The organism is uncultured Sunxiuqinia sp., assembly GCF_963974515.1.
Classification (GTDB): domain Bacteria; phylum Bacteroidota; class Bacteroidia; order Bacteroidales; family Prolixibacteraceae; genus Sunxiuqinia.
In genome coordinates this window covers 1-24,637 of sequence record NZ_CAXBDD010000059.1, presented here as the reverse complement: position 1 = coordinate 24,637, position 24,637 = coordinate 1, and the positions used below count along the sequence as shown (strand labels likewise).

At 44.4% G+C, this 24,637-nt stretch carries 19 protein-coding genes; 15 read left to right on the top strand and 4 right to left on the bottom strand.

The window, feature by feature from the left end:
- The first annotated feature begins 220 nt into the window (after positions 1-220).
- On the top strand, positions 221-910 hold the full coding sequence (locus tag AAC033_RS12885; RefSeq protein ID WP_339738736.1) for a tetratricopeptide repeat protein: 690 nt from the start codon (positions 221-223) through the stop codon (positions 908-910).
- Between the two features lie 166 nt (positions 911-1,076).
- On the top strand, positions 1,077-1,565 hold the full coding sequence (gene ribH, locus AAC033_RS12880; protein WP_339738734.1) for a 6,7-dimethyl-8-ribityllumazine synthase: 489 nt from the start codon (positions 1,077-1,079) through the stop codon (positions 1,563-1,565).
- A 189-nt stretch (positions 1,566-1,754) separates the two neighbouring features.
- On the opposite strand, the gene AAC033_RS12875 is transcribed toward ribH, so the two are convergent.
- Positions 1,755-2,165: a hypothetical protein gene (locus AAC033_RS12875; RefSeq protein ID WP_339738732.1), complete on the bottom strand. Its 411-nt coding sequence runs from the start codon at positions 2,163-2,165 to the stop codon at positions 1,755-1,757.
- Positions 2,166-2,366: 201 nt separating this feature from the next.
- On the opposite strand from AAC033_RS12875, the gene AAC033_RS12870 reads away from it, so the two are divergent.
- Positions 2,367-3,110: a nucleotidyltransferase family protein gene (locus AAC033_RS12870; RefSeq protein WP_339738730.1), complete on the top strand. Its 744-nt coding sequence runs from the start codon at positions 2,367-2,369 to the stop codon at positions 3,108-3,110.
- Positions 3,111-3,198: 88 nt separating this feature from the next.
- On the opposite strand, the gene AAC033_RS12865 is transcribed toward AAC033_RS12870, so the two are convergent.
- Entirely contained in the window at positions 3,199-6,003 is a 2,805-nt protein-coding gene (locus AAC033_RS12865; RefSeq protein WP_339738728.1) for an insulinase family protein, read from the bottom strand.
- A gap of 285 nt (positions 6,004-6,288) precedes the next feature.
- Between AAC033_RS12865 and AAC033_RS12860 the strand changes: the two genes are divergently transcribed.
- On the top strand, positions 6,289-7,518 hold the full coding sequence (locus AAC033_RS12860; protein ID WP_339738726.1) for a DUF2264 domain-containing protein: 1,230 nt from the start codon (positions 6,289-6,291) through the stop codon (positions 7,516-7,518).
- A 1-nt stretch (position 7,519) separates the two neighbouring features.
- Positions 7,520-8,725 carry a glycoside hydrolase family 88 protein gene (locus tag AAC033_RS12855; RefSeq protein WP_339738724.1) on the top strand — a complete coding sequence of 402 codons (1,206 nt, stop codon included), beginning with the start codon at positions 7,520-7,522 and terminating at the stop codon, positions 8,723-8,725.
- A 269-nt stretch (positions 8,726-8,994) separates the two neighbouring features.
- On the opposite strand, the gene murB is transcribed toward AAC033_RS12855, so the two are convergent.
- On the bottom strand, positions 8,995-10,011 hold the full coding sequence (gene murB, locus AAC033_RS12850) for a UDP-N-acetylmuramate dehydrogenase (RefSeq protein ID WP_339738722.1): 1,017 nt from the start codon (positions 10,009-10,011) through the stop codon (positions 8,995-8,997).
- A 71-nt stretch (positions 10,012-10,082) separates the two neighbouring features.
- On the opposite strand from murB, the gene AAC033_RS12845 reads away from it, so the two are divergent.
- Entirely contained in the window at positions 10,083-11,192 is a 1,110-nt protein-coding gene (locus AAC033_RS12845) for a glycosyltransferase (protein ID WP_339738720.1), read from the top strand.
- A gap of 115 nt (positions 11,193-11,307) precedes the next feature.
- Here AAC033_RS12845 and AAC033_RS12840 read toward each other — a convergent pair whose 3' ends face one another.
- Positions 11,308-12,024, bottom strand: a complete 717-nt coding sequence (locus AAC033_RS12840; RefSeq protein WP_339738718.1) for an ATP-binding cassette domain-containing protein — start codon at positions 12,022-12,024, stop codon at positions 11,308-11,310.
- Between the two features lie 158 nt (positions 12,025-12,182).
- Here AAC033_RS12840 and AAC033_RS12835 point away from each other — a divergent pair, with 158 nt between their 5' ends.
- From AAC033_RS12835 to AAC033_RS12795, 9 genes are all read left to right on the top strand, one after another.
- Positions 12,183-15,248 carry a tetratricopeptide repeat protein gene (locus tag AAC033_RS12835; protein ID WP_339738716.1) on the top strand — a complete coding sequence of 1,022 codons (3,066 nt, stop codon included), beginning with the start codon at positions 12,183-12,185 and terminating at the stop codon, positions 15,246-15,248.
- Between the two features lie 11 nt (positions 15,249-15,259).
- Positions 15,260-17,056, top strand: a complete 1,797-nt coding sequence (locus AAC033_RS12830) for a hypothetical protein (RefSeq protein ID WP_339738714.1) — start codon at positions 15,260-15,262, stop codon at positions 17,054-17,056.
- Positions 17,057-17,400: 344 nt separating this feature from the next.
- Positions 17,401-19,371 (top strand): DNA topoisomerase (ATP-hydrolyzing) subunit B, encoded by a 1,971-nt coding sequence (gene gyrB / locus AAC033_RS12825; RefSeq protein ID WP_339738712.1) that lies wholly within the window; start codon positions 17,401-17,403, stop codon positions 19,369-19,371.
- A gap of 65 nt (positions 19,372-19,436) precedes the next feature.
- The gene (locus tag AAC033_RS12820; RefSeq protein ID WP_339738710.1) at positions 19,437-20,018 is read left to right on the top strand and encodes a TIGR00730 family Rossman fold protein; all 582 of its coding nucleotides are present in this window, start codon (positions 19,437-19,439) and stop codon (positions 20,016-20,018) included.
- Positions 20,019-20,385: 367 nt separating this feature from the next.
- Entirely contained in the window at positions 20,386-21,246 is an 861-nt protein-coding gene (locus AAC033_RS12815) for an SDR family oxidoreductase (protein WP_339738707.1), read from the top strand.
- A gap of 217 nt (positions 21,247-21,463) precedes the next feature.
- Positions 21,464-21,829 (top strand): hypothetical protein, encoded by a 366-nt coding sequence (locus tag AAC033_RS12810; RefSeq protein ID WP_339738705.1) that lies wholly within the window; start codon positions 21,464-21,466, stop codon positions 21,827-21,829.
- A 51-nt stretch (positions 21,830-21,880) separates the two neighbouring features.
- A complete protein-coding gene (gene hemA, locus AAC033_RS12805; protein WP_339738703.1) occupies positions 21,881-23,131 on the top strand; it encodes a glutamyl-tRNA reductase in 1,251 nt (416 codons plus the stop codon).
- Entirely contained in the window at positions 23,103-24,062 is a 960-nt protein-coding gene (hemC, locus tag AAC033_RS12800) for a hydroxymethylbilane synthase (protein WP_339738701.1), read from the top strand. The genes hemA and hemC overlap by 29 nt, the downstream gene beginning before the upstream one ends.
- A gap of 88 nt (positions 24,063-24,150) precedes the next feature.
- On the top strand, positions 24,151-24,637 hold a 487-nt coding region (locus AAC033_RS12795; RefSeq protein ID WP_339738700.1), incomplete at its 3' end, for a uroporphyrinogen-III synthase.

The following is a 24,637-nucleotide window of genomic DNA, read 5'->3' as shown; positions in this document are numbered from 1 at the left end:
CGTACATCGCTGACGCTAAAAAGCTTAAAAGAATGTGCGAAACTTGAGTATTTTACAATTTAACGTGAATGGAAATGAACAGTTCGCTGTTTAATCCAAATAAAAGCGATAATAACACCAACATGTTGATTAATATTAAATTTTATAAACCTTTCCTTCTTTTTATTTTATAAAAAAACATATTTTTGCGTCACAAATTTGGACTAACTTATTTTAAGAGATGGCAAAGAATAAAGATAAAAGAGAAGACGGCTTTTCGGAAGTTGAGAGCACATTGACCAGAACAGAACAGTTAATTGAAGATAATCAGAAAATGCTGACGACCGTCATCGGGGTTATCGTTCTGATTGTAGTTGCTTATCTTGGTTTTACAAGGATGTACATCCAGCCCCGCGAATTGGATGCGCAAGAACAAATGTTTATGGCTGAGCAGTATTTTGAAAAAGACTCTTTCAATCTGGCCATCAATGGTGACGGAAACTACCTCGGATTTTTGGATATTATTGACGACTACGGAATGACCAATGCAGCCAACCTGGCGAGCTACTACACCGGAATCTCTTTCCTCAAGTTGGGTGAATACGAAGCTGCCATTGAGTATCTGAATGATTTTACAACTGATGACTTGCTTTTGGTTCCGGTTGCCGAAGGAGCCAAGGGAGACGCTTACCAGGAGCTGGGTGAAACAGATAAAGCACTTGCAGCATATAAAAAAGCCTACACCAGCTCAGCAAATGAATTCACCACCCCCATCTATATGATGAAAGCAGCTAACCTGATGGAGGCAGAGGGAAGATTGCAGGAAGCACTGGCTTTGTACGAAAGTATCAAGGAAAAGTATCCTGCAACCAACGAAGGACGGAATGTTGAAAAATACATCGCCCGCGTTGAATTAAAACAGAACAAATAAGGATCAAAAAGAAAATATTCCGGATAAGAATCCCCTCATCGCAGGGGATTTTTTATTTTTACAGAAGATTAAGGTCATTGACATACTGAACACATTTCTTGCTCGCTATGACCTATAAAAATTTACAGGCTCGAAACGCATTCAATAACGAACAGAAATAAAGCTTATGGCAACTAAAAATTTATCAGCCTACGATCTGGCATCAGTGCCCTCAGCCAAAGGATACAAATTTGGAATTGTAGTGGCCGAATGGAATTATGAAATTACTGGCGCTTTGGCTCAGGGAGCGGTTGATACCCTGAAAAAACATGATGTACAGGACGTGGACATCCAAATAAAGCATGTTCCCGGAACCTTCGAATTACCTTTGGGTGGGCAGTTTTTTGCCGAATACAGCGATGTGGACGCCATCATTTTGATTGGTTGTGTTATACAGGGCGACACCCGCCACTTCGATTTCATTTGCAATGGCGTAACACAAGGAACGACCGACTTAAACCTGAAATACAACAAACCGTTTATTTTCGGAGTGTTAACCACCAACAATGAGCAACAGGCTTTGGATCGCGCGGGGGGTAACCTCGGGAATAAAGGAGATGAGGCAGCCGTCACCGCCATCAAGATGGTGGCACTAAAGAAAGAGATGAAAGCATAAACCTTTTTGAGAACAGCAAGCACGCGTTCGAAAAAAAAAAAAAAATGGAATTGATATACGGGCTGCCTATGTCAGACTCTATCATTTTGACATCTCGAAACACAAAACGATAAAAACAAACAAAGGGGATTACCAGATCCCCTTTGTTGCTAACTAACTAATTAAACTAAAAACCACCAGTCCTTAAATCTATCTTCCTGGCCTGCTATCTCCTCCACGCTCACCCGGAGCGCGCCTGTTGTTCATCCGTTCCTGACGTTGTTTTTGCATTTCATCAAACTTTTCAGCTTGTTCTTTGGTCAGCATCGCGCGAATCTCTTTATTTCTGGCCTCCATTTGTTCGCGCATCTTTGGAAAAAGCTCGCGTCGCTTTTCGTCGGTAGCGTTTTGCATTTGCTCACGAAGTTCACCAAAAGACTTTTGAAATTTTTCATTGATCGTGGTCAGCTTTTTTTGCTGAGCTTCATCCAGGCCCAGCGTCTCAATCAACTGCTTATCTCGTTCTTCCTGGCTCATACGTTGGCCCTGCCCTCCCGGCTGAGCGTTACTCATGCTAATTGCCGCAATTAGTACAACAAATAATACATACAACTTTTTCATTTTATTTCACTTTAGTGTTGTTTGAATTTGATGGAACAAGCTGGTTTCAATTGGTTCTTTTTCAAGAAGAATTTACCGAGCTTGTTTCATCGGTTATTTTTTGATGATCAACCTATTGACTACGGAATAAGCGTTTCGTTTAATGCGGAGTGATTTTCTTTCCTGAAAGATTGCAGTATTTTTACAAAAAAAAGTAAATTCATGCAAGCAATGCTATTTGCCGCCGGGCTTGGTACGCGGCTTCAACCACTCACAAACAGCAAGCCCAAGGCACTGGTCGAAATCAACGGAAAAAGTTTATTAGAACGAAGTCTCGAAAATCTAAAATCGCAGGGCATTTCCGATGTCGTGATCAATGTGCATCACTATTCTGATCAGCTGATTGACTTTCTGAAGCAACACAACCACTTCGAGATGAATATCCAAATTTCGGATGAAAGCGATGAATTGCTGGACACGGGAGGCGGTATTTTGAATGCCGGACCATTATTCAATCCCGAAGACCCTATTTTAATCCTCAATGTGGACGTGCTCACCAACCTATCGTTTCGCGAGCTACTCTACTTTCATCAGCACGAAAAGGCGCTGGCCACCCTGGTCGTGAGGAGCCGGGAAACGTCGCGCTACCTCCTATTTGATGGCAAACGGCAGCTGACCGGTTGGAAAAATAAACAAACTGGTGCCACGAAGATTTCCAGGCCAGAACAGTTTCCGCAGTCCACTCCCTATGCTTTTAGCGGCATTCAAATCATTCAACCCGACTTACTGAAACAGATCAGAGAGCAAGGAAAATTTTCGGTTATTGACTTGTATCTGCGCCTGGCCAAAACCGAAGTCATCAAGGCCTTTGTGGATGAAGAATCGGTTTGGATGGACTTGGGGAAATACGAACAAATGGGCGAGGCAGAACGCCTGGTAAAGCAATTAGAGCAGGACTCGAAATAACTCAAGGAACAAATACCTACCGATGAAGGGCATAAAAAGAAAACGAAGCATTTCAAAGAGATGCTTCGTTTTCTTTTTAAAGTTCGAGCTATAAGCTTGATGGAACAAAGACCACGTCAATTAAATCAGCGTCATCAAAAAAATCGGCAGCGAATTTTTGAATATCCTGTCGGCTCATCTTTTCCAGGATTTCTTCATAGTTTGCAGGGTCAGCCGAGTTGATACCATTGAAATAATAGTTGTACAATGAACTCAACCAAAAGCTATTGTGCTCGCGCGCCTGTTCGCGGTCTTTCAGCAAGTTTTTAATCGTCTTATCAAAATCAATTGCGCTTGGCCCTTCGGCAACAACCCTGTCGATCTCCCGATAAATAATCGACTTTAGCTCATCGGCCCGAACAGGATCGCAATCGAACAAAATACGCATGCTGCCCTTACTGACAGGATACTGACTCACACCACTTCCAATCCCCACACCGTATGTACCACCTTCATCTTCGCGAACGGTTTCGGTAAAACGCAAGTCAAGAATTCCTTCCAGAACTTTGATGGCCAAAATACTCTCCTGCGTATAATCCATATCATTTTCATAACGCACGTTAACGTTGGCTTTTGGAGTCGTTAGCGGCACGGAAATGACTTTCTTCGTTAATCCCTCTGGAGAGCGAATACCATGGTCTTTCCAGTTTTCTTCCCTTTCGGAATCAGCCAGCGAACCCAGATACTTTTGCGCCATTGTTTTGGCGGTCTCCTCGTCAATATTCCCAACTATAAAGAAGGTAAAGTCTCCGGCATCCTGGATTCGGTCGTGGTATATTTGTTGAATCTCTTCAAACTTGACATCCTGAAGGTATTCTGTATTCATGGGTCTCACACGAGGATGGTAATCGGCCATAATGAAGGACATCGAATCCTGCATAATTTTGGCCGGATCTTTTTCCATATTGGCCACAAAAGCCATGTAGCGTGACATCAGCGCATTGTGTGCTTCTTCATCGAAACGGGGTTGTTCAAAATAGAGATAAGTCAGCTGCATCATGGTTTCAAAATCCTTCGGCGTTGTCGATCCGTTGAAACCTTCCGTCAAGGAGCCAATAGTTGGCGACAGAGAAACCTTTTTCCCGGTCAGCATTTTCTGCAAGGCAATAGCGTCAAAATCACCCACCCCATAGGCATTCATAAAAGTAGGGGTCATATCAGCCGAAGGAACATACTCATCACACCAAAGCGATGCTCCTCCTTTGCTAAAGGCTAACAATGACACATTGTCCTTTTCGTAATCCGCGTGGCGGTAGATCACTTTCACATTGTTTGCCAAAGTCCATTCAACCGCATCAAAGTCTTCCAGCTTCTTAGTGTCAACGATTTCTGCGCCCTCCAACTCCTCACTGATTAAAGACTCTCCCGAAACAGTATCTTCATAGGGATCAATTTCCATGGCCTCAACTTTGGCGATGATGCTTTTCGCTTCTTCTTCTGAAAGGTGCTCAGCATCCGTCGGGCCAGTAATCACGATGGCACGGTTTTCTGTTTTGATCCATTCTTTGGCTTTCGCCGAAATTTCGTCAACCGTAATCGTTGGAATCACTTCTCTGGCAAATTGGTATTCTGTTTCGATGCCCGGCACTGGCTCTTTTACCAGGTAATTTTGTGCATATTCGCGAGCATAGCGGTCGTTCGATATTTTATCCCGCTCCTTGAAGCGATTCTCCATATTCGTGAGCAAATTGGTTTTGGCCCGCTCCAACTCTCCTTCGCCAAAACCATGTGTTTTAATCCTCTCAGTTTCAATCATAATAGCTTCGAGCGCCTTCGCTTCTTCATTCGTATTCGCGGTTACACTGATGCTGTAGGCATCGTAACCCCGCACCAATCCTCCGCGCCCTGTACGGCCCGAAACAAAAGGAGGTGTTCCTTTTTGCAACAACTCCTGGATACGCATGCTGGCCATGGCGTTGTACAACGAGGTAATATAGGAATCTCTCAGGTCAGCATAGGTTTTCTTCTGTCCATCTTTATTTTCATCGAGAATATAAATATTGATCTGCGACTGGGTTGCTTCGTCGTCCGTAGCCAACACATAATAAGTTTCTTCGTGATCAGGCACCTTAAATGTTGGTCGTTCCTTCGGATTTTGAATGGGCTCAATGGTTGAAAACAGCGTTTTCACTTTTTGTTCTATCTCATCTACATCGATATCGCCCACAACGGCGATCGCTTGCAAATCAGTGCGGTACCAGTCGTGATAAAACTGACGCAGCGTTGCCGGATCGTGGTACTTAATAACGGTAGTGTCTCCAATGATATCGCGCTCAGCCCATTTTGAATCTTTCAGCACCACCGGAAGCCACTGCCTCAACATCCTAAAATTGGCGTTACGACGCGTCCTCCACTCTTCACTGATGACGCCACGCTCCAGGTCAATTTCGTCTTCCTGCAACAGCAGGAAATCCGACCAGTCGTGTAAAATTAGCAAGCAGGTATCAACCAGCCCCTCATGTGTTGTAGGAACTTCGCTCAGGTTATAAACAGTTTCATTAAAAGCGGTATATGCATTGATGTTGCGCCCAAACGCGACACCATGCTTTTCAAGGGTGTTTAAAATGCCTTTACCTTCAAAATGCTCAGTTCCGTTAAAAGCCATATGCTCCAGAAAATGAGCCAGTCCATCTTGGTTGTCCTCTTCGAGCAATGCTCCAACATTTTGAATGATGTAAAAACTTGCCCGGTTTTTGGGCTCTTCATTGTGTCTGATATAATAAGTTAAACCATTATCCAGCACACCTTTTCGTATAGCTGGCTCTTCAGGAACCAGACTATTCAGATCAAAACCGGTTTGCGCCGAAGCAACCAGCGTAAACAGGAAGAAAAGCATTGTTATTTGTTGTTTCATCCGACTAAAATTTAATTTTTAAATAGGTTGATTTTATTTGAAGTTTGTTACAAGTATTCAGCTCTTTTTTTATTTAAGTAAAATTTTTAATATCAAAAATAGGTCTTCTGATTAAAAATTACACAATCATTTAACAGAAAAGATAAATTTATGCGGAATCCCAGAAAAATCATCCATCTAAATTCCGTTCTTCCTTTGAATAGCGGCTCAAATCCTTATTTTTGTCTTTGATTTCTTGAAATATTATCCGCCGTGAATAATCGGTAAAATTCACTACTACTCACTATGAAAAGAAGAAATTTTCTACAAACCGTACCTTTAATCGGTGCCGGAGCACTCCTGAGCAATGGGCTGTCAGCGACCGAAAAAGAAAAAGCCATCACCAATCACCGCGAATACTGGCTCGAGCTTATGGATCAGCTGGCCGGACCATTGCTAAAAGCGGGAAGCCAGCGCAAGTTAAAAGCAAGCATGCCGGTTGAAACAACAACCGGAGCAAAAGAAAAACCGTCGACCTACCTCGAAGGCGTTGGCCGGCTGCTAGCTGGCATGGCGCCCTGGCTGGAACTGGAGCCCGGCAATTCAAACGAAATAAAACTGCGGAAAGGCTATCGCAAGCAAGCTCTTGAAACGATTTCGGGCATTGTCGATCCAAAATCGCCAGATTACCTGTTCGACCACATGGAGCCCCAGATGCTGGTTGATGCTGCCTTTTTGGCTCATGCTTTCTTACGTGCACCAAAACAGCTTTGGCTGGCCCTCGACAGCAAAACAAAACAACAGGTTGTCAGCGCCTTTACAGCAACCCGCGAGGTAAAGCCATACTACTCCAACTGGCTTCTGTTTAGTGCTATGATCGAAGCTTTCTTCCTTGATAATGACTTGCCCTTTGATATTATGCGACTGGACCTGCCAGTGAAAAAACACCAGGAATGGTACCTTGGCGACGGCCTATATGGCGACGGACCTGATTTTCATTGGGACTACTACAACAGCTATGTGATACAACCAATGTTGATGGACATTGTAACTGTGATGGCTGACAAGAAAAAAATCAGGTCAAGAGAGGTGGAAACCATTGCCAGACGTTTCACCCGCTATGCAGCGATTCAGGAGCGGTTAATTTCACCTGAAGGAACCTTCCCGGCCATCGGGCGCTCCATTGCCTACCGGATGGGCGCTTTTCAGCATTTGGCGCAAGCCTCTTTACAGGAACGACTACCGGAAGATGTTCACCCCGCACAGGTGCGCTGTGCCTTGTCTTCCCTGATGAAACGACTGATGGACGCACCGGGAACCTACGATAAGGATGGCTGGCTGAAAATCGGACTGGTGGGTCATCAAAATGCGTTAGGTGAACACTATATTTCGACCGGCAGTTTATATCTCTGTTCAACAGCTTTATTGCCGCTGGGCTTGCCACCTGAAAACCTGTTTTGGGCCGCCAACGATTCTCCGTGGACTTCATCGAAAATTTGGAATGGCGAACAAATGAAAGCCGACAAAGCATTATAATATGAAGCATCTGAGAACAACAATTAGCATCCTCATCCTTGCATTTGTCATCGGGTGCACTCCACAAGAAAAACCGGAGAAACCTCTTTCGAAAGTCGTCAACGAATCGCTGGCCTTTGCCGAAAAACAAAGCTTACTGATGGCGCAATCGCTCAAAGATCAACCAACCCGCTTACCCAAAACAATTGACCAGCAAGGCGAGCTGGAAACCTGCGGTTCTGAATGGTGGGTTAGTGGATTTTTTCCCGGAGTACTTTGGTATTTGTATGAAAACTCCAACGATAAACAACTAAAAGACTGGGCCACCAACTACACCTTGCGTGTAGAAGATCAACAATACACCACTGACAACCACGACGTAGGGTTCATGATCTTTTGCAGCTTTGGAAATGCCTACCGGCTCACCAATAACGAAGCTTACAAGAAAGTGATCGAAACTGCTTCAGAATCGCTGATCACCCGCTTCAATCCAATGGTGGGCTGTATCCGATCCTGGGACGAAGCGCCCTGGAGTAAACAGTGGGAATTCCCGGTGATTATTGATAACATGATGAACCTGGAAATGCTGTTATGGGCTGGCAAAACCTTCGACAATCCGGAGTTTATCAAAGTGGCTGAAACGCATGCCAACACCACTATGAAGCATCATTTTCGGGATGATTTCAGCAGTTATCATGTGATTTCGTACGACACGCTGACGGGTGAACCCGAAGCCAAACACACCGCTCAGGGCTATTCGCACGAATCGGCTTGGGCTCGCGGACAAGCCTGGGGCTTGTATGGTTATGTGATGATGTACCGCGAATGGGGAAACCAGGCTTATCTGAAGCAAGCAGTCAATATTGCCGACTTCATCCTGAATCATCCCAATCTGCCGGAAGATAAAATCCCGTACTGGGATTTTAACGCGCCTGATATTCCGGAGGCGCTGCGCGATGCTTCGGCCGGAGCCATCATCTGTTCGGCTCTAATCGAGTTAAGTGGCTATGTTTCCGGTAAAAAATCGGCAGACTACCTGGCCGTTGCCGAAAAGCAGCTCCGCACCTTAAGCTCACGGGAATACTTAGCCGATCTTGGAAAAAGCGGCAACTTTATTCTCAAACACAGTGTCGGGCACATGCCCAACGGAACTGAAATTGACGTCCCGCTGACCTATGCCGATTACTACTATGTGGAAGCTTTAATGCGAATGAAAAAACTTCAATAACAGATTTGCAAATCGTTCCATCAGGAGCCAAATATGGGTAAAAAATCTAAGTGAGACCTGTCGCCCCGTATGGGACAAAATTGTGATCACCAATCCGATTTCTACCCATATTAAATCGCTGACGGGACTTTCCCTTGTCATCCATACATGGTACTACATAAAAGATGGGGTATCCGAACTCAGCCAATAGTCAGCCACGAATGAATAACGCATGACATGGATGACTAAATAAAGATTGATACCTATTGTCGGAAGCTCCAAGCTAGCTCCTAAAGGATATTGGCTTCCGGCTCCAGCTCAACGCCAAACTTTTCGACAACGGAAGCTTTAATCTTTTGTGAAAGCAGAAACAGCTCCTGTCCGGTTGCTTGCCCATAATTAACCAGAACCAAAGCTTGAAGTTTATGTACTCCGGCATCGCCTTCACGAAACCCTTTCCATCCGCATTGTTCGATCAGCCAAGCGGCAACCAGCTTAGTCTTCCCGTCTTCAGCCGGATAGCTTGGCATTTCAGGAAACTCAGCCTTCAACTGCCCTGCCAACTCATGGTCAACTACCGGGTTCTTGAAGAAACTTCCAGCGTTGCCCAATTCGGCCGGGTCCGGCAATTTTGATTGGCGAATAGCCATCACCGCTTCGCGAACATGGATCGGGTGCAGCTCGCCTCGTGCCTCTACCTCGGCTTTTAACGTGCCATAATCAAGCTTGAATTCAGGAAACTTTTCCAAACGAAAAACAACGGAAGTCACAACAAAGCGATTTTTCAGTTCCTGCTTAAAAATGCTGTTCCGGTAGGCAAAGCGACATTGTTCGGCTGGAATGGAATACGTGCTCATGCTTTCCAAGTCAAAACCATTGACGGTATCCACAAAATCTTTCACTTCCACACCATAGGCGCCAATGTTTTGTACCGGAGCTGCACCGACGGTACCGGGAATCAACGACAGGTTTTCCAATCCGTAGTACTCCGACTTCACACAGTAGTCTACAAAACGGTCCCAATCTTCGCCTGCGCCAACTTCGAGCCAAACCTGGTTACGGGTCTCGTGCACCACCTGTACCCCCGGCACATTCGGGTGAATGATCAAACCATCAAAGTTGTTCACAAAAAGCAGGTTGCTTCCTCCGCCGAGTAAAAAAAAGGACTCATCTTTCCACGAAGTGTTTGCCTGAAGAAATTCTGTCAGATCTTCCAATTCGGTAAACTCGAAAAAGTAGCGGGATTTGGCTTCAACACCAAACGTATTGTAATTTTTGAGGGAGTAATCTTCAAAAAAACGGATCATAGAATTTTTTGCGCAAAGATAATAGAACCTCTTTCAATTTCGTTTATTTTGTACAAAAGTAAAAAACCGCCTTGAAAAAAGTTATTCTATCCGTGACGAATGATTTGGTAACCGACAGCCGGGTACACAAAGTGGCCCTGACCTTACAAAAGATGTCTTTCCAAGTGTTGGTTGTTGGTCGTAAACTTCCGAAAAGCAAAAAATTGGATCCACGTCCTTACAAAACACGCCGGATGAAGCTTTTTTTCAGAAAGGGCCCGCTATTTTACGCTGAATATAATCTTCGCCTGTTTTTATTCCTGCGGGTTCGGAAAGCCGACATTTTTTTGGCAAACGACCTGGACAGTTTGCTGGCCAACTATTTGTCTTCGGTACTGAAAGGCAAGCCATTGGTTTACGACAGTCACGAATTTTTCACCGAGGTTCCGGAATTGCTTGACCGACCCGTAAAACGGGCTATTTGGCAGCGCATTGAGCGGGCCATATTGCCTAAATTAAAAAATGCTTACACTGTTTCTGAATCGATTGCTGCCAGCTACCGGGAAAAATACGGCACACCATTCAAGGTGGTACGTAACCTGCCTCACCGCGAAGAGCTTATTATTGTGCCACACGAGAAAAGCCTGGCCACCGACAATCGCAAGATCATTCTTTATCAAGGTGCCCTGAACATTGGGCGGGGGCTGGAATACGCCATCAAAGCCATGCAATACCTCGATGATGCCCGCCTGCTGATTGCCGGAGATGGAGACATTACCCTGCCGCTGAAACGATTGGCCGCCGACCTGGACTTGGCCGACCGCGTTAGTTTTCTGGGGAAAATTCCGCTGGAAGAGATGAAGTTTATCACCGCTCAGGCCGATCTAGGCCTGTCAATTGAAGAAGACTTGGGCTTGAGCTACCGCTTTGCTCTGCCCAACAAATTGTTTGATTACATCCAGCAACAAGTACCGGTTTTGGTGAGCAACTTACCTGAAATGAAAAAGATTGTAGACGATTACCAGATCGGAATGATCCTGGAAAGCCACGACCCACAACAAATGGCTGCGCAATTCCATGTAGCCTTGTTTAACTGGAAACTCCGAGAGAAATGGTATAACAATCTGCCCTTAGCCGCACACGACCTGTGCTGGGAACATGAAGAACAAGTGCTGTTTGAAATTTTTGAGAAGTTGCAGTAGGGATTGGTAATTAGTGGTTAGAAATTACTACTTGAATCTGGCAGCTTTGGGTAAAAGAAACCCCAAACTTCAATCATCTAAGCACCAACCACGAGTAACCAACAATGACCAGCATTTATTCTTCCAACAGCTCCGAAAAGTCAACTTCCTGCTGTGTTTTTGACGAATCGCTAACTTTATGGGAAGCGCAAACCAAGGTGCGTGCAGGGTAACGATTTAAAATGTGGTAATCGTGTGTGACCACTAGAATGGTCTTGCCCTGCGCATTGATTTCCTTGAAGATACCCATCAAATCGTCCGAAGTTTCCGGATCCAAATTGCCCGTGGGTTCGTCAGCCAAAATAATGTCAGGATCATTCAAAATGGCGCGGGCAATCACCACACGTTGCTGCTCTCCGCCGGAAAGCTCATGTGGCATACTTTTCAATTTCGACTTCATCCCTACCCGCTCCATCACTTCGTTGATCCTGTTTTCGATAGCTTTCTCAATCTTCCATCCTGTTGCCTTCAACACAAACGACAAATTATCGTGCACATTGCGGTCGGTCAGTAAGCGAAAATCCTGGAATATCACGCCCAATTTTCGACGCAGAAAAGGAACCTCGGAACTTTTTAGCTTCCTTAAGTTAAAACCAGCAACCATGGCTTCACCCGAATAAAGTTCCAGTTCGGCATTCAAAACCTTAATCAAACTAGACTTTCCGCTCCCCACCTTTCCAATTAAATACACAAACTCGCCCGTCTTAATCTCCAGATTAACATGGGTTAAGATCAATTGGTCCTGCTGAAACACATCAACGTTTTGAAGTGAAATAATTGAATCGGCACTCATAAAGCTAACATTTGTTTACGGACTACAAATCTAAGTTTTTTTGAACAACCAGATAATAAAGCGGAGAAACAAACAGTTTTTTGTTAAGAAATCAGTGCATTAATCCGCTTAAAAAGAAAACAGAATCGTTATTTTTAGCCAAAAATAAAACAAAGTCTATGAGAACAAGAATATTGCTGTTCATCATGTTGTGGGGCTGCATCTATATAACCGGATACGGGCAGGAAACGGCCTATTATCCCTCGCTCGAAGCCCAGATTCACCAAGCCAAGGAGCTTTTCACCAAAAATAAATTCATTGTTGCCCAACAACAATTCGAAGCCATCTCAAAAAAAGCCGATAACGGCTCTGAAATTCAGTCGGAAGCCATGTTTTATAAAGCATTGTGCGCCTTACGCCTGGAAACCAAAAACGGTGAAGAATTAATTGAAAAGTTCATTGAAGAACATCCAGTCAGTCCATACGCGAACAAAGCCTGGTTTGAATTGGGAAGCAACCAGTTCAACGATGGCAAATATGCTCAAATGCTTCGATCGTATCAAAAATTGAGACCCGCAACATTGGACAAGCAGGATCAAATAAAAGTTCAATATCAGAAGGGCTACGCGTATTTTCAGACCGAGAAATACCAGTTGGCCGAAAATGAATTTGAGAAAATTAAAGACACCAACAACCTATATGCCGGACCGGCCAAATACTACTGGGCACATATTCAGTATTTAAACGAAGACTACGATGCTGCCTTATCCGAATTCAACAAACTGAAAAACAACCCTGCCTTTGCCGAGGTTATTCCGTTTTACATGAGTCAGATTTATTACAAACGGGGTCAATATGGTCAGGTGATTGAATTCACCATTCCTTTGCTGGATGAAGTCTCGGAAGACAAAAAACCCGAATTGGCGAAAATAATTGGCATCAGCTATTTTCATTTGAATGATTTCCCTAACTCAATTCCTTACATCGAAGCCTATGTTGAGTTCACCAACAGCAAGGTTCGCGAAGAAAACTACATGCTGGGCTACTGTTACCATGCAACCGGCCAATACAGCAAAGCTGTGGCTCCGTTGGAAGTCGCCTCGCGCGGAAACGACGAGCTGGCGCAAAATGCTTACTATCATCTAGCCGACAGCTATATTGAAACCGAACAAAAAGATAAAGCCCGTGTGGCTTTTGAATCAGCATCGGAACTGGATTTCAACCCGGAAATAAAGGAGGACGCGCTGTTCAATTATGCCAAAATCACCTACGAACTTTCCTATTCGCCTTTCAACGAAACCATCAAAGCATTCGACAAATACATCGCCCTTTACCCAAACTCGGAACGAAATGATGCTGCTTACGACTACCTGGTCAATGTTTATATGGGAACCAACAATTACAAGGAAGCCATTGAGTCGATTGAAAAAATCAAGGTAAAAAGCAATTCGATAAAAAGGGCGTACCAACGGGTCACTTTTTATCGCGGACTGGAACTGTTCAACAACCTCTATTACGAATCGGCCATTGGCCTGTTCGACCAGTCGCTTGCCAATGGCGAACAAAGTAGCGAGTATAAAGCCGGCGCCCTGTTCTGGAAAGCGGAGGCCAATTACCGACTTGAAGAGTATCAGCCAGCTGTTAGTGGATTTAACCAGTTTTTACGAACTCCCGGAGCCAATGCCCGCCCTGAATTCCAGACCGTGCATTACAACTTGGGTTACGCTTATTTTAAACTGAAGGACTACACAGCTTCAAGCCAGGCATTCCAAGCTTATCTGGATAAAAACAGCAGCAGGCAGGATCAAAAAGTAGCCGATGCGTTCAACCGCTTGGGTGATTCTTATTTTGTGACCCGTGATTATCGCAATGCCATCAAAAACTACGAAAGAGCTTTTGGACTCAAACAATACGATGCCGATTATGCTCTTTTTCAGAAAGCGATCTGCCTGGGCCTTCAACGCGACCAGGATCAAAAAATAAGCAACCTGCGTACATTGGTACAAACATTCCCCAACTCAGGTCTGCTTGATGATGCCCTATACGAACTGGGGCGTTCCTATGAACGGACTGGACAGGCCAAAACAGCCGAAGGCTACTACCGCGACATCATCAGCGACTATCCACAGAGTAGCTACCGCCCGAAAGCCATTCTACAACTGGGGTTGGTGCTCTATAACCAGTCGCAGTTTAATCAATCACTCGACGCGTACAAACAAGTCGTAGCAGAATACCCCAACAGCCAGGAAGCACAGTCAGCCCTGCTTGGAATCAAAAATAATTACATCGAGCTCAATAATATTGACGCCTACTTTGCCTATGCAGAACGACTTGGGTCTGGCATTCAGGTGTCGGTTTCGGAACAGGATTCATTGACTTACCTCTCCGCCGAAAAATCCTATATGGCCCGCGATGATCAAGCAAAATCACAATTGCAGCGTTACCTGCGCCAGTATCCTAACGGAAGTTTTAGTTTGAATGCCCACTTCTACCTGGCCGAACAACGCTATGCAGATAAAGAATATGCACTGGCCCTGAAGGACTATGAATTTGTACTTGGAAAGGGTGACAATATTTTCACCGAACCTGCCCTGGAAAAAGCCTCGGAATTACAATTTAATGCGGCCAACTACCAACAGGCTCTGAGTTACTATGAACAACTTGAAAGCCTTTCGAATACCCAGTGGAACCTGCTAAGAGCGAGGGCCGGAAAAATGCGATGCCACTACCAACTGGCCAACTACTCTGCCTGTATTGAAGCTGCAAAAATGCTGTTGGGTTCTGATAAGCTAACAGATATACTGAAACGTGAAGCCAACTACAAACTGGCAAAATCCTACTATCAACGCAAGCAATTTGACGAAGCGTTACCAATCTTAGGCAACCTGGCCGAAGACACCCGGTCGGAAGAAGGCGCTGAAGCGAAATATCTACTCACCGAAATCCTGTTCAACCAGAACAAGCTTACGGCAGCTGAAGAGCAAGTAATGGATTTTATTTCGAAAAATACCCCCCACCAATACTGGCTGGCCAAAAGTTTTATTCTTTTATCTGATGTTTACCTTAGCCAGGGGGACCGCTTTCAGGCCAGACACACCCTCAAGAGTATTGTTGAAAATTATCCGGAAACCGATGACGGTATCATTGAGACCGGCCTGGCCAAACTACAACACCTGGAAAAGTTGGATGAGCAAGAAGAGCAAGAAGGAAAAAGTCCAATGCAAATCAACATTAATGAACAGTAAAATCGAGCAACATGAGCAAGCTATTTCTTCAATATATTTCCGCAATTCTTTTAATCATTCTGGTTTCCTTTACTGCCTCAGCACAGCAGGACAGCACGAGTCTCAAACAGGAGGTTGAAGTGGTAAAAGCCTACGAACCTAGTGTTTCGGATGTCTTTAAAATCAACGATATCCCTAAGATTCAGGATGAAAAAAGAGATAAGCCCGTGTTTGAATATCAAATCAATACTCAACCCGTGTTCAGTACATTTGAAATTGAGCCCGTACAAGCCGCTCAAATGGTTGGCGAACGTAAAGCCGAATTGGGTAAAGGGCTATTAAAAGCGGGTGTTGGCAATTACCAAACTCCTTATGGCGAACTTTTTTTTAACACCGAGGCGGGTAAAAACTCAATTCTGGGATTGCATTTTAAACACCTGTCATCACACGGGACAGTCAAGCTGATCAATGACGATAAAGTGGATGCCCCCCGCAGTGAAAATGTAGCGGAGCTCTTCACCAAACATTTTTTCAGAAGATCGGCTCTCAGCACGAAACTCTTTTTCGACCGGCAGGCGCACCGTTATTATGGCTATGCTGGCGAGGAGCTCTCCAACGAAGAAAAAGAAGTCCTGTTTCCATATTGGAACGAGCAGCAAGCATTTTCAAAAGGAGGACTTCAGTTGAACCTAAATAACGATGAAGATACCAGGGCTGATTTGAACTACGATTTGAATTTGTACTTCCATCACTTTGGAACCAAGACCGACCAGACCGAAAATCTTATCAAAGTGGGAACAGGCTTCAAGAAAGATTACGATACTTTCAAAGGCCTTTTAGATGCATCAGTGGGTTATCTGAAAACCGACGGCATTGTCAAGGAAATTAATGGTACTGTTGGAGACAAACAACAAATTTTGATCAACCTGAGCCCGGCAATTTTGCTGCAGGGCGACGTAGCCAAATTGCAGGCTGGCATCCATACCTTTACTCTGCTTGACGACGACGATGATGCCCGGATTTTGATTACGCCAAACATAAAAGCAGAATGGTCACCGGTTGAAAATATGATGACTTTGTTTGCAGGTGCTGACGGCCGGTTACAGCAAAACCACTATTCGGCCATTGCCGCAGAAAACCGCTTTGTGACCCCTACGCATGATATCCGGAACACAGAATACCAATACATCCTAACCGGCGGAATTAAAGGTAAATTCACGCCACGTTTCAATTACCGGGCACAGGTGGATTACGCCAGCATCAAAGATGAACACTTCTATCGATTCAATACTATAAATTTTCTGGCAACGGAACCACCTATACCAGATCCACTTCTAATACCCCGCTCGAATACCTTCGATGTTCTTTACGATGACCTCAAGCAATTGACGTTAGGCTTTGAATTTTACTACACAGCCTCCGATCTGGTCAATTTTCACGTACAGGGAAAACATTTCAGCTACGAGCTAGACTCGTTGGACCAGGCCTGGCATAAACCCGATTTTGAATGGCGAATTTCGACCATCCTGAATCCCGAAGGACCAGTGAGGTTCAATGCTGACATCTTCTTCGTCAGCAAACGACAGGCGCCTGTGCACAATGAATTTTACTACATGGACGCGAATGCTGCTGCACCGCATGACCTGCAAGAAACAACCTATACGCTCTCTTCATACGTTGATTTTAACTTTGGCGTAGAATACCAATACAGTCCTCAGTTAAGTTTTTTCGGGCGTGCCAACAATTTCGCTTTTCAAAAATATGAGAACTGGTTAGGCTATGCTCAACAGGGATTCAATGTGCTTATCGGAGCAAGCCTTTCATTTTAGAAGCGAGAGACTTGCCAAAAGCAGAGCCCAAAAATTGCCTGCAAAAAATACAAACACAACAAACTAATTAACAGCTTTTTAAAACTTGAAAATTTGTTGAAAACTTTCATTTTTTCCATCATGAAATCTGATCGTTTTTAAGCATATTTTTTCTATATTTGTTCGTTATGAACTTGATGCGCAGAATGATATTTAATCAACTGAAAATTAGACTCTTTTCTCATATCAGCCCTATATAAAAAAATGGCATTTTAGCGTTGGCATACGAAATCTGACGCAATTGAAGTGTTTATCATTTACTGCGATAAATAGGATAAGTTTTGAATAAACCAAACATACAATAGATGAGTGAAATTGAAAACAAGCAGAATAGCGGCAAAGGAAACGGCAATTATTCAGCAGACAGTATTCAGGTACTGGAAGGTTTGGAAGCTGTACGCAAGCGTCCGGCAATGTACATTGGCGATGTAAATGAGAAAGGACTTCACCACCTGGTTTACGAAGTCATCGACAACTCGATCGACGAAGCGTTGGCTGGGTATTGCAACAACATTGAAGTCATCATCAACGAAGATAATTCGATCACGGTAACCGATGATGGTCGCGGTATCCCTACTGAAAAAATGACCAAGGAAAATAAGTCGGCTCTGGAAGTGGTCATGACAGTGTTGCACGCTGGCGGTAAATTCGACAAAGAGAGCTACAAGGTTTCCGGCGGTCTGCACGGCGTTGGCGTATCTTGCGTGAATGCGCTATCAAAAGTGTTAACGGCTGAAATTCACCGCGATGGAAAAATCTGGAAGCAAGAATACCACAAAGGAGTTCCACAGGATGAAGTGAAACAGATTGGTGAAACCGAAAAATCCGGGACTATCATCACCTTCAAGCCCGATGACAGCATCTTCCTTACCACTGTATACAAATATGAGATTCTTTCGGCACGTCTGCGCGAGCTGGCATTTTTGAACGCCGGAATCCGGTTGGTACTAATCGACAAACGTGAAACGGATGAAAATGGAAATTTCAAAAGAGATGATTATTTCTCAGAAGAAGGATTGAAGGAGTTTGTAGAATTTTTGGATAGTGCGCGGGAAAAGCTGATTGATGAAACCATCCATATTTCGTCCGAAAAAGCTGGCATTCCTGTTGAGATTGCCCTGCATTACAATACCTCGTTTTCAGAAAACATTCATTCGTATGTCAACAACATCAACACCATTGAAGGTGGTAGCCACCTGACAGGTTTCCGGCGCGGACTAACAAGAACCCTGAAGGGATATGCCGAAACATCAGGCATGCTTTCGAAACTGAAATTTGACATCAGTGGTGATGACTTCCGGGAAGGACTGACAGCGGTTGTTTCGGTGAAAGTGCAGGAACCACAGTTCGAAGGACAGACGAAAACCAAATTGGGAAACTCCGAAGTTAGTCTTCCGGTTGACCAGGCCGTGAGTGAAATGCTTTCCAACTACCTGGAAGAAAATCCTAAAGCCGCAAAAGCCATTGTCAACAAAGTAATTTTGGCAGCTACGGCGCGCCATGCAGCACGAAAAGCACGCGAACTGGTGCAACGTAAGAATGTGATGTCAGGAGGCGGACTGCCCGGCAAACTGGCCGACTGTTCGGACAAAGACCCTTCGGAATGCGAAATCTACCTGGTTGAGGGTGACTCGGCAGGAGGAACCGCCAAGCAAGGCCGGAACCGGCGCTTTCAGGCCATTCTGCCATTAAGAGGTAAAATTCTGAATGTGGAGAAAGCCATGCAGCATAAAGTTTTTGACAACGAGGAAATCCGGAATATTTTCACCGCTCTTGGTGTGTCGATCGGGACTGAAGAAGATTCCAAAGCCTTGAACATGTCGAAAATTCGCTATCATAAAATTATCATCATGACCGATGCTGACGTGGACGGAAGCCACATCGCCACATTGATCATGACTTTCTTCTTCCGGTTCATGAATGACCTGATTAAGGCTGGTTATCTATACATCGCTACTCCACCTTTATACTTAATCAAAAAAGGGAAACGGGAAGCCTATGCCTGGAACGACCAGCAACGCTTACACCTGATTAGTGAGTGGGCCGACGGAAAGGAATCGGCAGTACATACCCAGCGCTACAAAGGTTTGGGTGAAATGAATGCTGAGCAGCTGTGGTCAACCACAATGAATCCCGAAAGCCGCACCCTTCGCCAGGTAACCATTGAAAATGCAGCCGATGCCGACCATATTTTCAGCATGCTCATGGGCGATGAAGTTCCGCCGCGCAGACAATTTATCGAGGATCATGCGGTATATGCTAATATTGATGTTTAATACTGATAAAAAGAAGAATGCCGTCCTCAAAGATGGCATTCTTCTTTTCTCCACATTCCAACAAAATGAAAATTTGTGTTTTCTCATCCTCAAGCAATGCCATCGATCCGGTTTATATCGACGAAGCCATTCAATTATCACACCTCATCGGCCAACATAAAATGACCTTGGTAAATGGTGGCGCCAACGTGGGACTGATGGAAACCGTATTAAAAGAAGTCGTTACGTCCGGAGGACAAACCATTGGCATTTTACCCGAAAAACTGAACGGCCACAAACTGGCTTCAGAATATGCGCAGAAACTCATTATTTCGAAAGATATGATGGAGCGCAAATCCATCATGCGCGAATTATCAGACGCATTCGTTGCGTTACCCGGAGGTTTTGGCACCCTGGAAGAAATTCTGGAGGTGATCACCCTCAAACAACTCGACTATCACAACAAGGCCATTGTATTTGTCAATACCAATGGCTTTTATAACCATTTGTTTCAACAATTTGAACGCTCTTTTGAAGAAAACTTCGCCAAACCCTCGTACCGTGAGCTCTACTTTGTGGCCAAAGACAGCCAGGAGGCGATCAACTATTTACAAAACTACACGCCGCCAACTCCGATCAACAAATGGTACAAAGTTCCGCAAAAGTAGAGGTTTGTTGTAAACCGAAACTTGTAGAAAGCTTACCCAGCTATTTCTATGAATTGATGATTTTTTTCCTCAATGCTAAAATCGAAGATTAGTCATCGTAGTCGCGAAGTGAACTGCCCTTACGATTTTATATCAAATCAGTATTGAAAGATAGAACAATCATGATAGGCAAAAAGGCTTTCGCAGTGCGATTAACACAAGTTTCGCTTAAGAAATAAAGGTCACCAACCTGTGCAACCGGACCTCTTCACAAAATATTCCAGCCAATCCAAAAATCAAGTCACCATTACCATTTCATGGAAAATTGGTATGATATTTTCTGTTGATAGCCAAAATAATCGTACGTTTTAACTAAAACAAAAATGCTATGAATGATTATAAAAAAGCTTCAGAAAAAACATACCAGCAAACGCAACCATTTCCCGGAGATGAGTATAAAATGGATCCAAAACCCGTTTACATTCGTGACAACTACAAAGGAACAGACAAATTAAAGGATAAAGTAGCCCTGATCTCGGGTGGTGACTCGGGCATCGGACGGGCTGTAGCCGTTCATTTTGCCCGCGAAGGAGCCAGCATAGCCATTATTTATCTGAGCGAGGATAAAGATGCGATGGACACCAAAAACCTGGTCGAGAACGAAGGCCTCGAATGCCTCTTATTTAAAGGAGATATTCGCGACAAATCCTTCTGCAGAAACGCTGTAAGCGAAACATTTCAACATTACCGGCAACTGAATGTATTGGTCAATCATGCCGGCGAACAACACCCTGCCGAGAACCTTGACGAGATGGATCTGGAGATGATGGAAAAAACCTATCATACCAACATTTTTGCGATGTATTACCTGGCAAAAGAAGCATTGAAGCACATGGGCGAGGGCGACTGTATTATTAACACCAGCAGCGTTACCGGATATTACGGCAGCAGTCATTTTCTCGACTACTCCGGAACAAACGGCGCGATTACCGCTTTTACAAGAGCACTGGCACGCAATCTTGCCGACCGGAAAATACGGGTAAATGGCGTAGCTCCCGGACCTGTGTGGACGCCTCTTATCGTATCGACCTTTGATGACAACGAAGATTTCGGGAAGCAAGCCTTGATGAAACGGCCAGGCCAGCCCTGTGAAATAGCCCCGGCCTATGTATACTTGGCTTCGGAAGACGGTTCATACACCACCGGACAAATGATGCACCCCAATGGAGGCATGCGCATGTACAGTTAATATCCCACCTTCTTTTTCAAAAAGAAAAAATGAGTCAATTTAAAAAACTTAAGTCGTGCTGTTTTGTTTGCTAAGTATAAATTTGTCGGAGAATAAGGAAGGCAGGAGACAAAACATGATTGTGAAACATGTCAACTAATTGATTAATATCAACAGAATCATGCCTGATTTTCGACAGACATTGTTAATTTTGTTGCTGCAAATTTAAACGATCGCTATGTTTTTTCTTGGATTAGCCGGTTCATTCATGCCCTACCTGTTGTTGATGGGGGCTTTGTTTGTCCTCACATTGGGGGTGAACATGAAGTCTGATAAGGAAACCGAAGTGATCGTAGACAAAACAATCGAATACCAAAACCCCAACAAGCAAGAAATAAAAACGGATAACTGTTGTCATTTTCACCAAACGGATGAACCCAGCTATAACGACCAGACCGGATCGCAGGCTGAAATACAACAACCTTCCGACTTTCTGGCATACTACCCCAGGGGCAAAACGACCTTTAGTTTAGTACATCATAACTATTCATTTGAAACTTACCACACCTACTGTGGCCTGTCTCCACCGGCGTTGATTTCTTAGTACATTCATTCAAGAAATCAATAACCAAACGTTCATTTATTTTCAACACGCATGATTGGAGTAGTAGGCTTAAGTCATAAATCGGCACCTGTACATATTCGCGAAAAATTCGCATTAGATAAGGAAGAGTACACCGATTTATCACAAACCATTTTGAAAAATAAGAATATTGGTGAACTCGTCATCATTTCTACCTGCAACCGCACCGAATTGTATTTCACCGCCGAAGAATGCTGTTCTCCCGGAGCTTTTCATATCCTTTTTCACTACCTGAAAAAACACATTGACGAAGAAGACGGATTCGAATCACATTTTTATCAATACGAAACCAAGATGGCCGTTAATCATCTGTTTCGGGTGGTTTCGGGTCTGGAGTCGATGATGCTGGGCGAATATCAAATTGTTTCGCAAATCAAGGAAGCCATCAGCCACGCCGAAGAAATTGGATCGGCCGGAAAAATACTCACCCGCTTGTTTCATAAAGCGCTCGAAACAGGAAAGCAAGTCCGCACGAAAACCGCCATGAGCACAGGCGCCTTCTCCGTCAGCTATGCCGCCGTAGAAAAGTGCAGCAGCATTTTCGAGCAACTTCCCGATAAAAAAATACTACTGATTGGCGCTGGCGAAACCGGCGAATTAGTTATCAAAAACCTTTATAAGAAAGGCTGTCAAAACATTGTGGTTACCAACCGAACCACCTCAAAAGCCGAAGAGCTCGCCCAACGTTTTTGCGGCAGTGCGCATAATTTCAAGGACCTGGAATCCGCCGTTGGTGATGCTGACATTGTGGTGAGTTCGATCGCCTGCAAAACCCCTTTAATCACCCCTCAAGTATTAAGTAGCTCGAACACCGAGAAGCAGACTGTTTTTATCGATTTAGGCGTACCCCGCAACATCGATCCCAGGATTGCAGAACAAAAAAACATTACCCTATATAATGTCGATGATCTGGAAGAAGTGGTTGCTCAAAATATGGAAAAGAAGAAGACTTACGTGGCTACTGCCGAAAAGATCATTACAAGAAAGACCAATGAATTTTCGGATTGGCTTAGCGTTCAAAACCTATCACCGGCTATTCAAAACATTATTCTAGGTGTGAATGAAATTAACCAGTCGGAGCTGGCCGTCTTCAAAAAATTTCACAACGAAGAAGAATACCAAAACATGGAAAAATACGGCAAACACATCGCTGAAAAGCTCGTTAAGTCCATGATTCGCAACCTGAAAAACATCAGCGATAACGGCCGTAAGACAGAATACATCAAAGTAATCAATGACCTTTTCTCCCCTTCCCATGACTAAAAAGACCATCAAAATAGGAACACGAGGCAGTAAATTGGCCCTTTGGCAAGCCGAAACCGTGAAAAGTGAATTGGAGAAAGCACATCCGAAGCTTCAATTCGAATTGAAAATCATCAAAACAAAAGGAGATAAAATACTGGATGTGGCGCTGTCGAAAATTGGTGACAAAGGACTTTTTACCAAAGAAATAGAACAGGCCTTATACGACAACAACATTGACTTGGCGGTACATAGTCTAAAAGATCTGCCAACGGAGCTACCCGAAAACCTGATTGTTGGCGGCATGCTGAAACGGGCTGAAGTCCGCGATGTTTTTATTTCAAAAGACGGGCGTAAACTTGCGAACTTTACAGCCAACGATAAAATTGCGACTTCCAGCCTGCGGCGACAAGCGCAGTTGCTTCATTACAATTCGGAATTGCAAATTGTAGATATCCGTGGGAACGTGGAAACCCGCCTGAAGAAAATGAATGACGGCCATTGTGATGCCTTAATTATGGCCGGAGCAGGAATCTTGCGGCTGGGTTACGATGAAGTGATCACTGAATTTTTAGATACTGACGTGATGCTTCCAGCAGTGAGCCAGGGAGCTGTTGCAATCGAAATCAGGGAAGACGACGAGCGCATCCAGCTACTGGTTGACGCCATTACCGACGAAATGACCCGATCAACGACGCTGGCCGAACGATCGCTCTTGCGCGAACTGGAAGGTGGCTGTCAGGTCCCGGTGGGTTGTTATTCTGAAGTGAATGGCGACATAATAAAATTGACAGGAATGGTTGCCAGCCTGGACGGAAAAGTCCGTATCTGCAAATCGGTAGAATCATCACTGGAAGAGGCGTCAGAAAATGCCATCGAGCTGGCCCAACTGATTTTAGGTGCGGGGGGTAAAGAAATCCTCGACAGTATCCGGCCAAGCCCGATTGACTGAAAGGCATTGAATATCTAGTATCCAGCATCTGATATCCAGTACCTGGCATCTAGCATCCATATATTTCGCATCTAGTATCAATAGAATAGTGACACATAGTAATGACATATTAAAAGGCAGGGTCGTTATTTGCACCTATCCCGAAAAAAAACAGGACGAGCTGGTCGCCATGCTCACTCAAGAAGGTGCGACCGTATTTTCCATGCCTGTCATTGAAATCTTGCCACTGCCCTTTCTGTTGGAAAAAAATATCAACCAATACCACTGGTTGGTTTTCACCAGCAAAAATGCCGTGCATCCCTTTACCGATCGTTATCCTGAAGTACCTTGCAAAATTGCTGCGCTGGGTAAGCAAACCGCCCAGAAACTGGAGCAGTTTCATTTACCGCCAGCTTTTGTCGGTTCCGGCAGATCGGCTCATGAATTCGTGCGTGAGTTCTTGCCCGAACTTCAATACGATGAAAAAGTGTTGGTCGTTCTGGGCGATCTCGCGCCCGACACGCTTCAACAGGAATTGGGGAAAAAAGCAGAAGTTGACCGGATCAATGTATACCAAACGAATCCTGCTGCGGCTG

Coding starts and splice junctions, on each gene's coding strand:
- AAC033_RS12885 (WP_339738736.1), top strand. CDS start 221: ATGGCAAAGAATAAAGATAAAAGAGAAGACGGCTTTTCGGAAGTTGAG.
- AAC033_RS12870 (WP_339738730.1), top strand. CDS start 2,367: ATGCAAGCAATGCTATTTGCCGCCGGGCTTGGTACGCGGCTTCAACCA.
- hemA (WP_339738703.1), top strand. CDS start 21,881: ATGATTGGAGTAGTAGGCTTAAGTCATAAATCGGCACCTGTACATATT.
- AAC033_RS12855 (WP_339738724.1), top strand. CDS start 7,520: ATGAAGCATCTGAGAACAACAATTAGCATCCTCATCCTTGCATTTGTC.
- AAC033_RS12865 (WP_339738728.1), bottom strand. CDS start 6,003: ATGAAACAACAAATAACAATGCTTTTCTTCCTGTTTACGCTGGTTGCT.
- murB (WP_339738722.1), bottom strand. CDS start 10,011: ATGATCCGTTTTTTTGAAGATTACTCCCTCAAAAATTACAATACGTTT.
- ribH (WP_339738734.1), top strand. CDS start 1,077: ATGGCAACTAAAAATTTATCAGCCTACGATCTGGCATCAGTGCCCTCA.
- AAC033_RS12860 (WP_339738726.1), top strand. CDS start 6,289: ATGAAAAGAAGAAATTTTCTACAAACCGTACCTTTAATCGGTGCCGGA.
- AAC033_RS12815 (WP_339738707.1), top strand. CDS start 20,386: ATGAATGATTATAAAAAAGCTTCAGAAAAAACATACCAGCAAACGCAA.
- gyrB (WP_339738712.1), top strand. CDS start 17,401: ATGAGTGAAATTGAAAACAAGCAGAATAGCGGCAAAGGAAACGGCAAT.
- hemC (WP_339738701.1), top strand. CDS start 23,103: ATGACCTTTTCTCCCCTTCCCATGACTAAAAAGACCATCAAAATAGGA.
- AAC033_RS12840 (WP_339738718.1), bottom strand. CDS start 12,024: ATGAGTGCCGATTCAATTATTTCACTTCAAAACGTTGATGTGTTTCAG.
- AAC033_RS12820 (WP_339738710.1), top strand. CDS start 19,437: ATGAAAATTTGTGTTTTCTCATCCTCAAGCAATGCCATCGATCCGGTT.
- AAC033_RS12810 (WP_339738705.1), top strand. CDS start 21,464: ATGTTTTTTCTTGGATTAGCCGGTTCATTCATGCCCTACCTGTTGTTG.
- AAC033_RS12875 (WP_339738732.1), bottom strand. CDS start 2,165: ATGAAAAAGTTGTATGTATTATTTGTTGTACTAATTGCGGCAATTAGC.
- AAC033_RS12835 (WP_339738716.1), top strand. CDS start 12,183: ATGAGAACAAGAATATTGCTGTTCATCATGTTGTGGGGCTGCATCTAT.
- AAC033_RS12830 (WP_339738714.1), top strand. CDS start 15,260: ATGAGCAAGCTATTTCTTCAATATATTTCCGCAATTCTTTTAATCATT.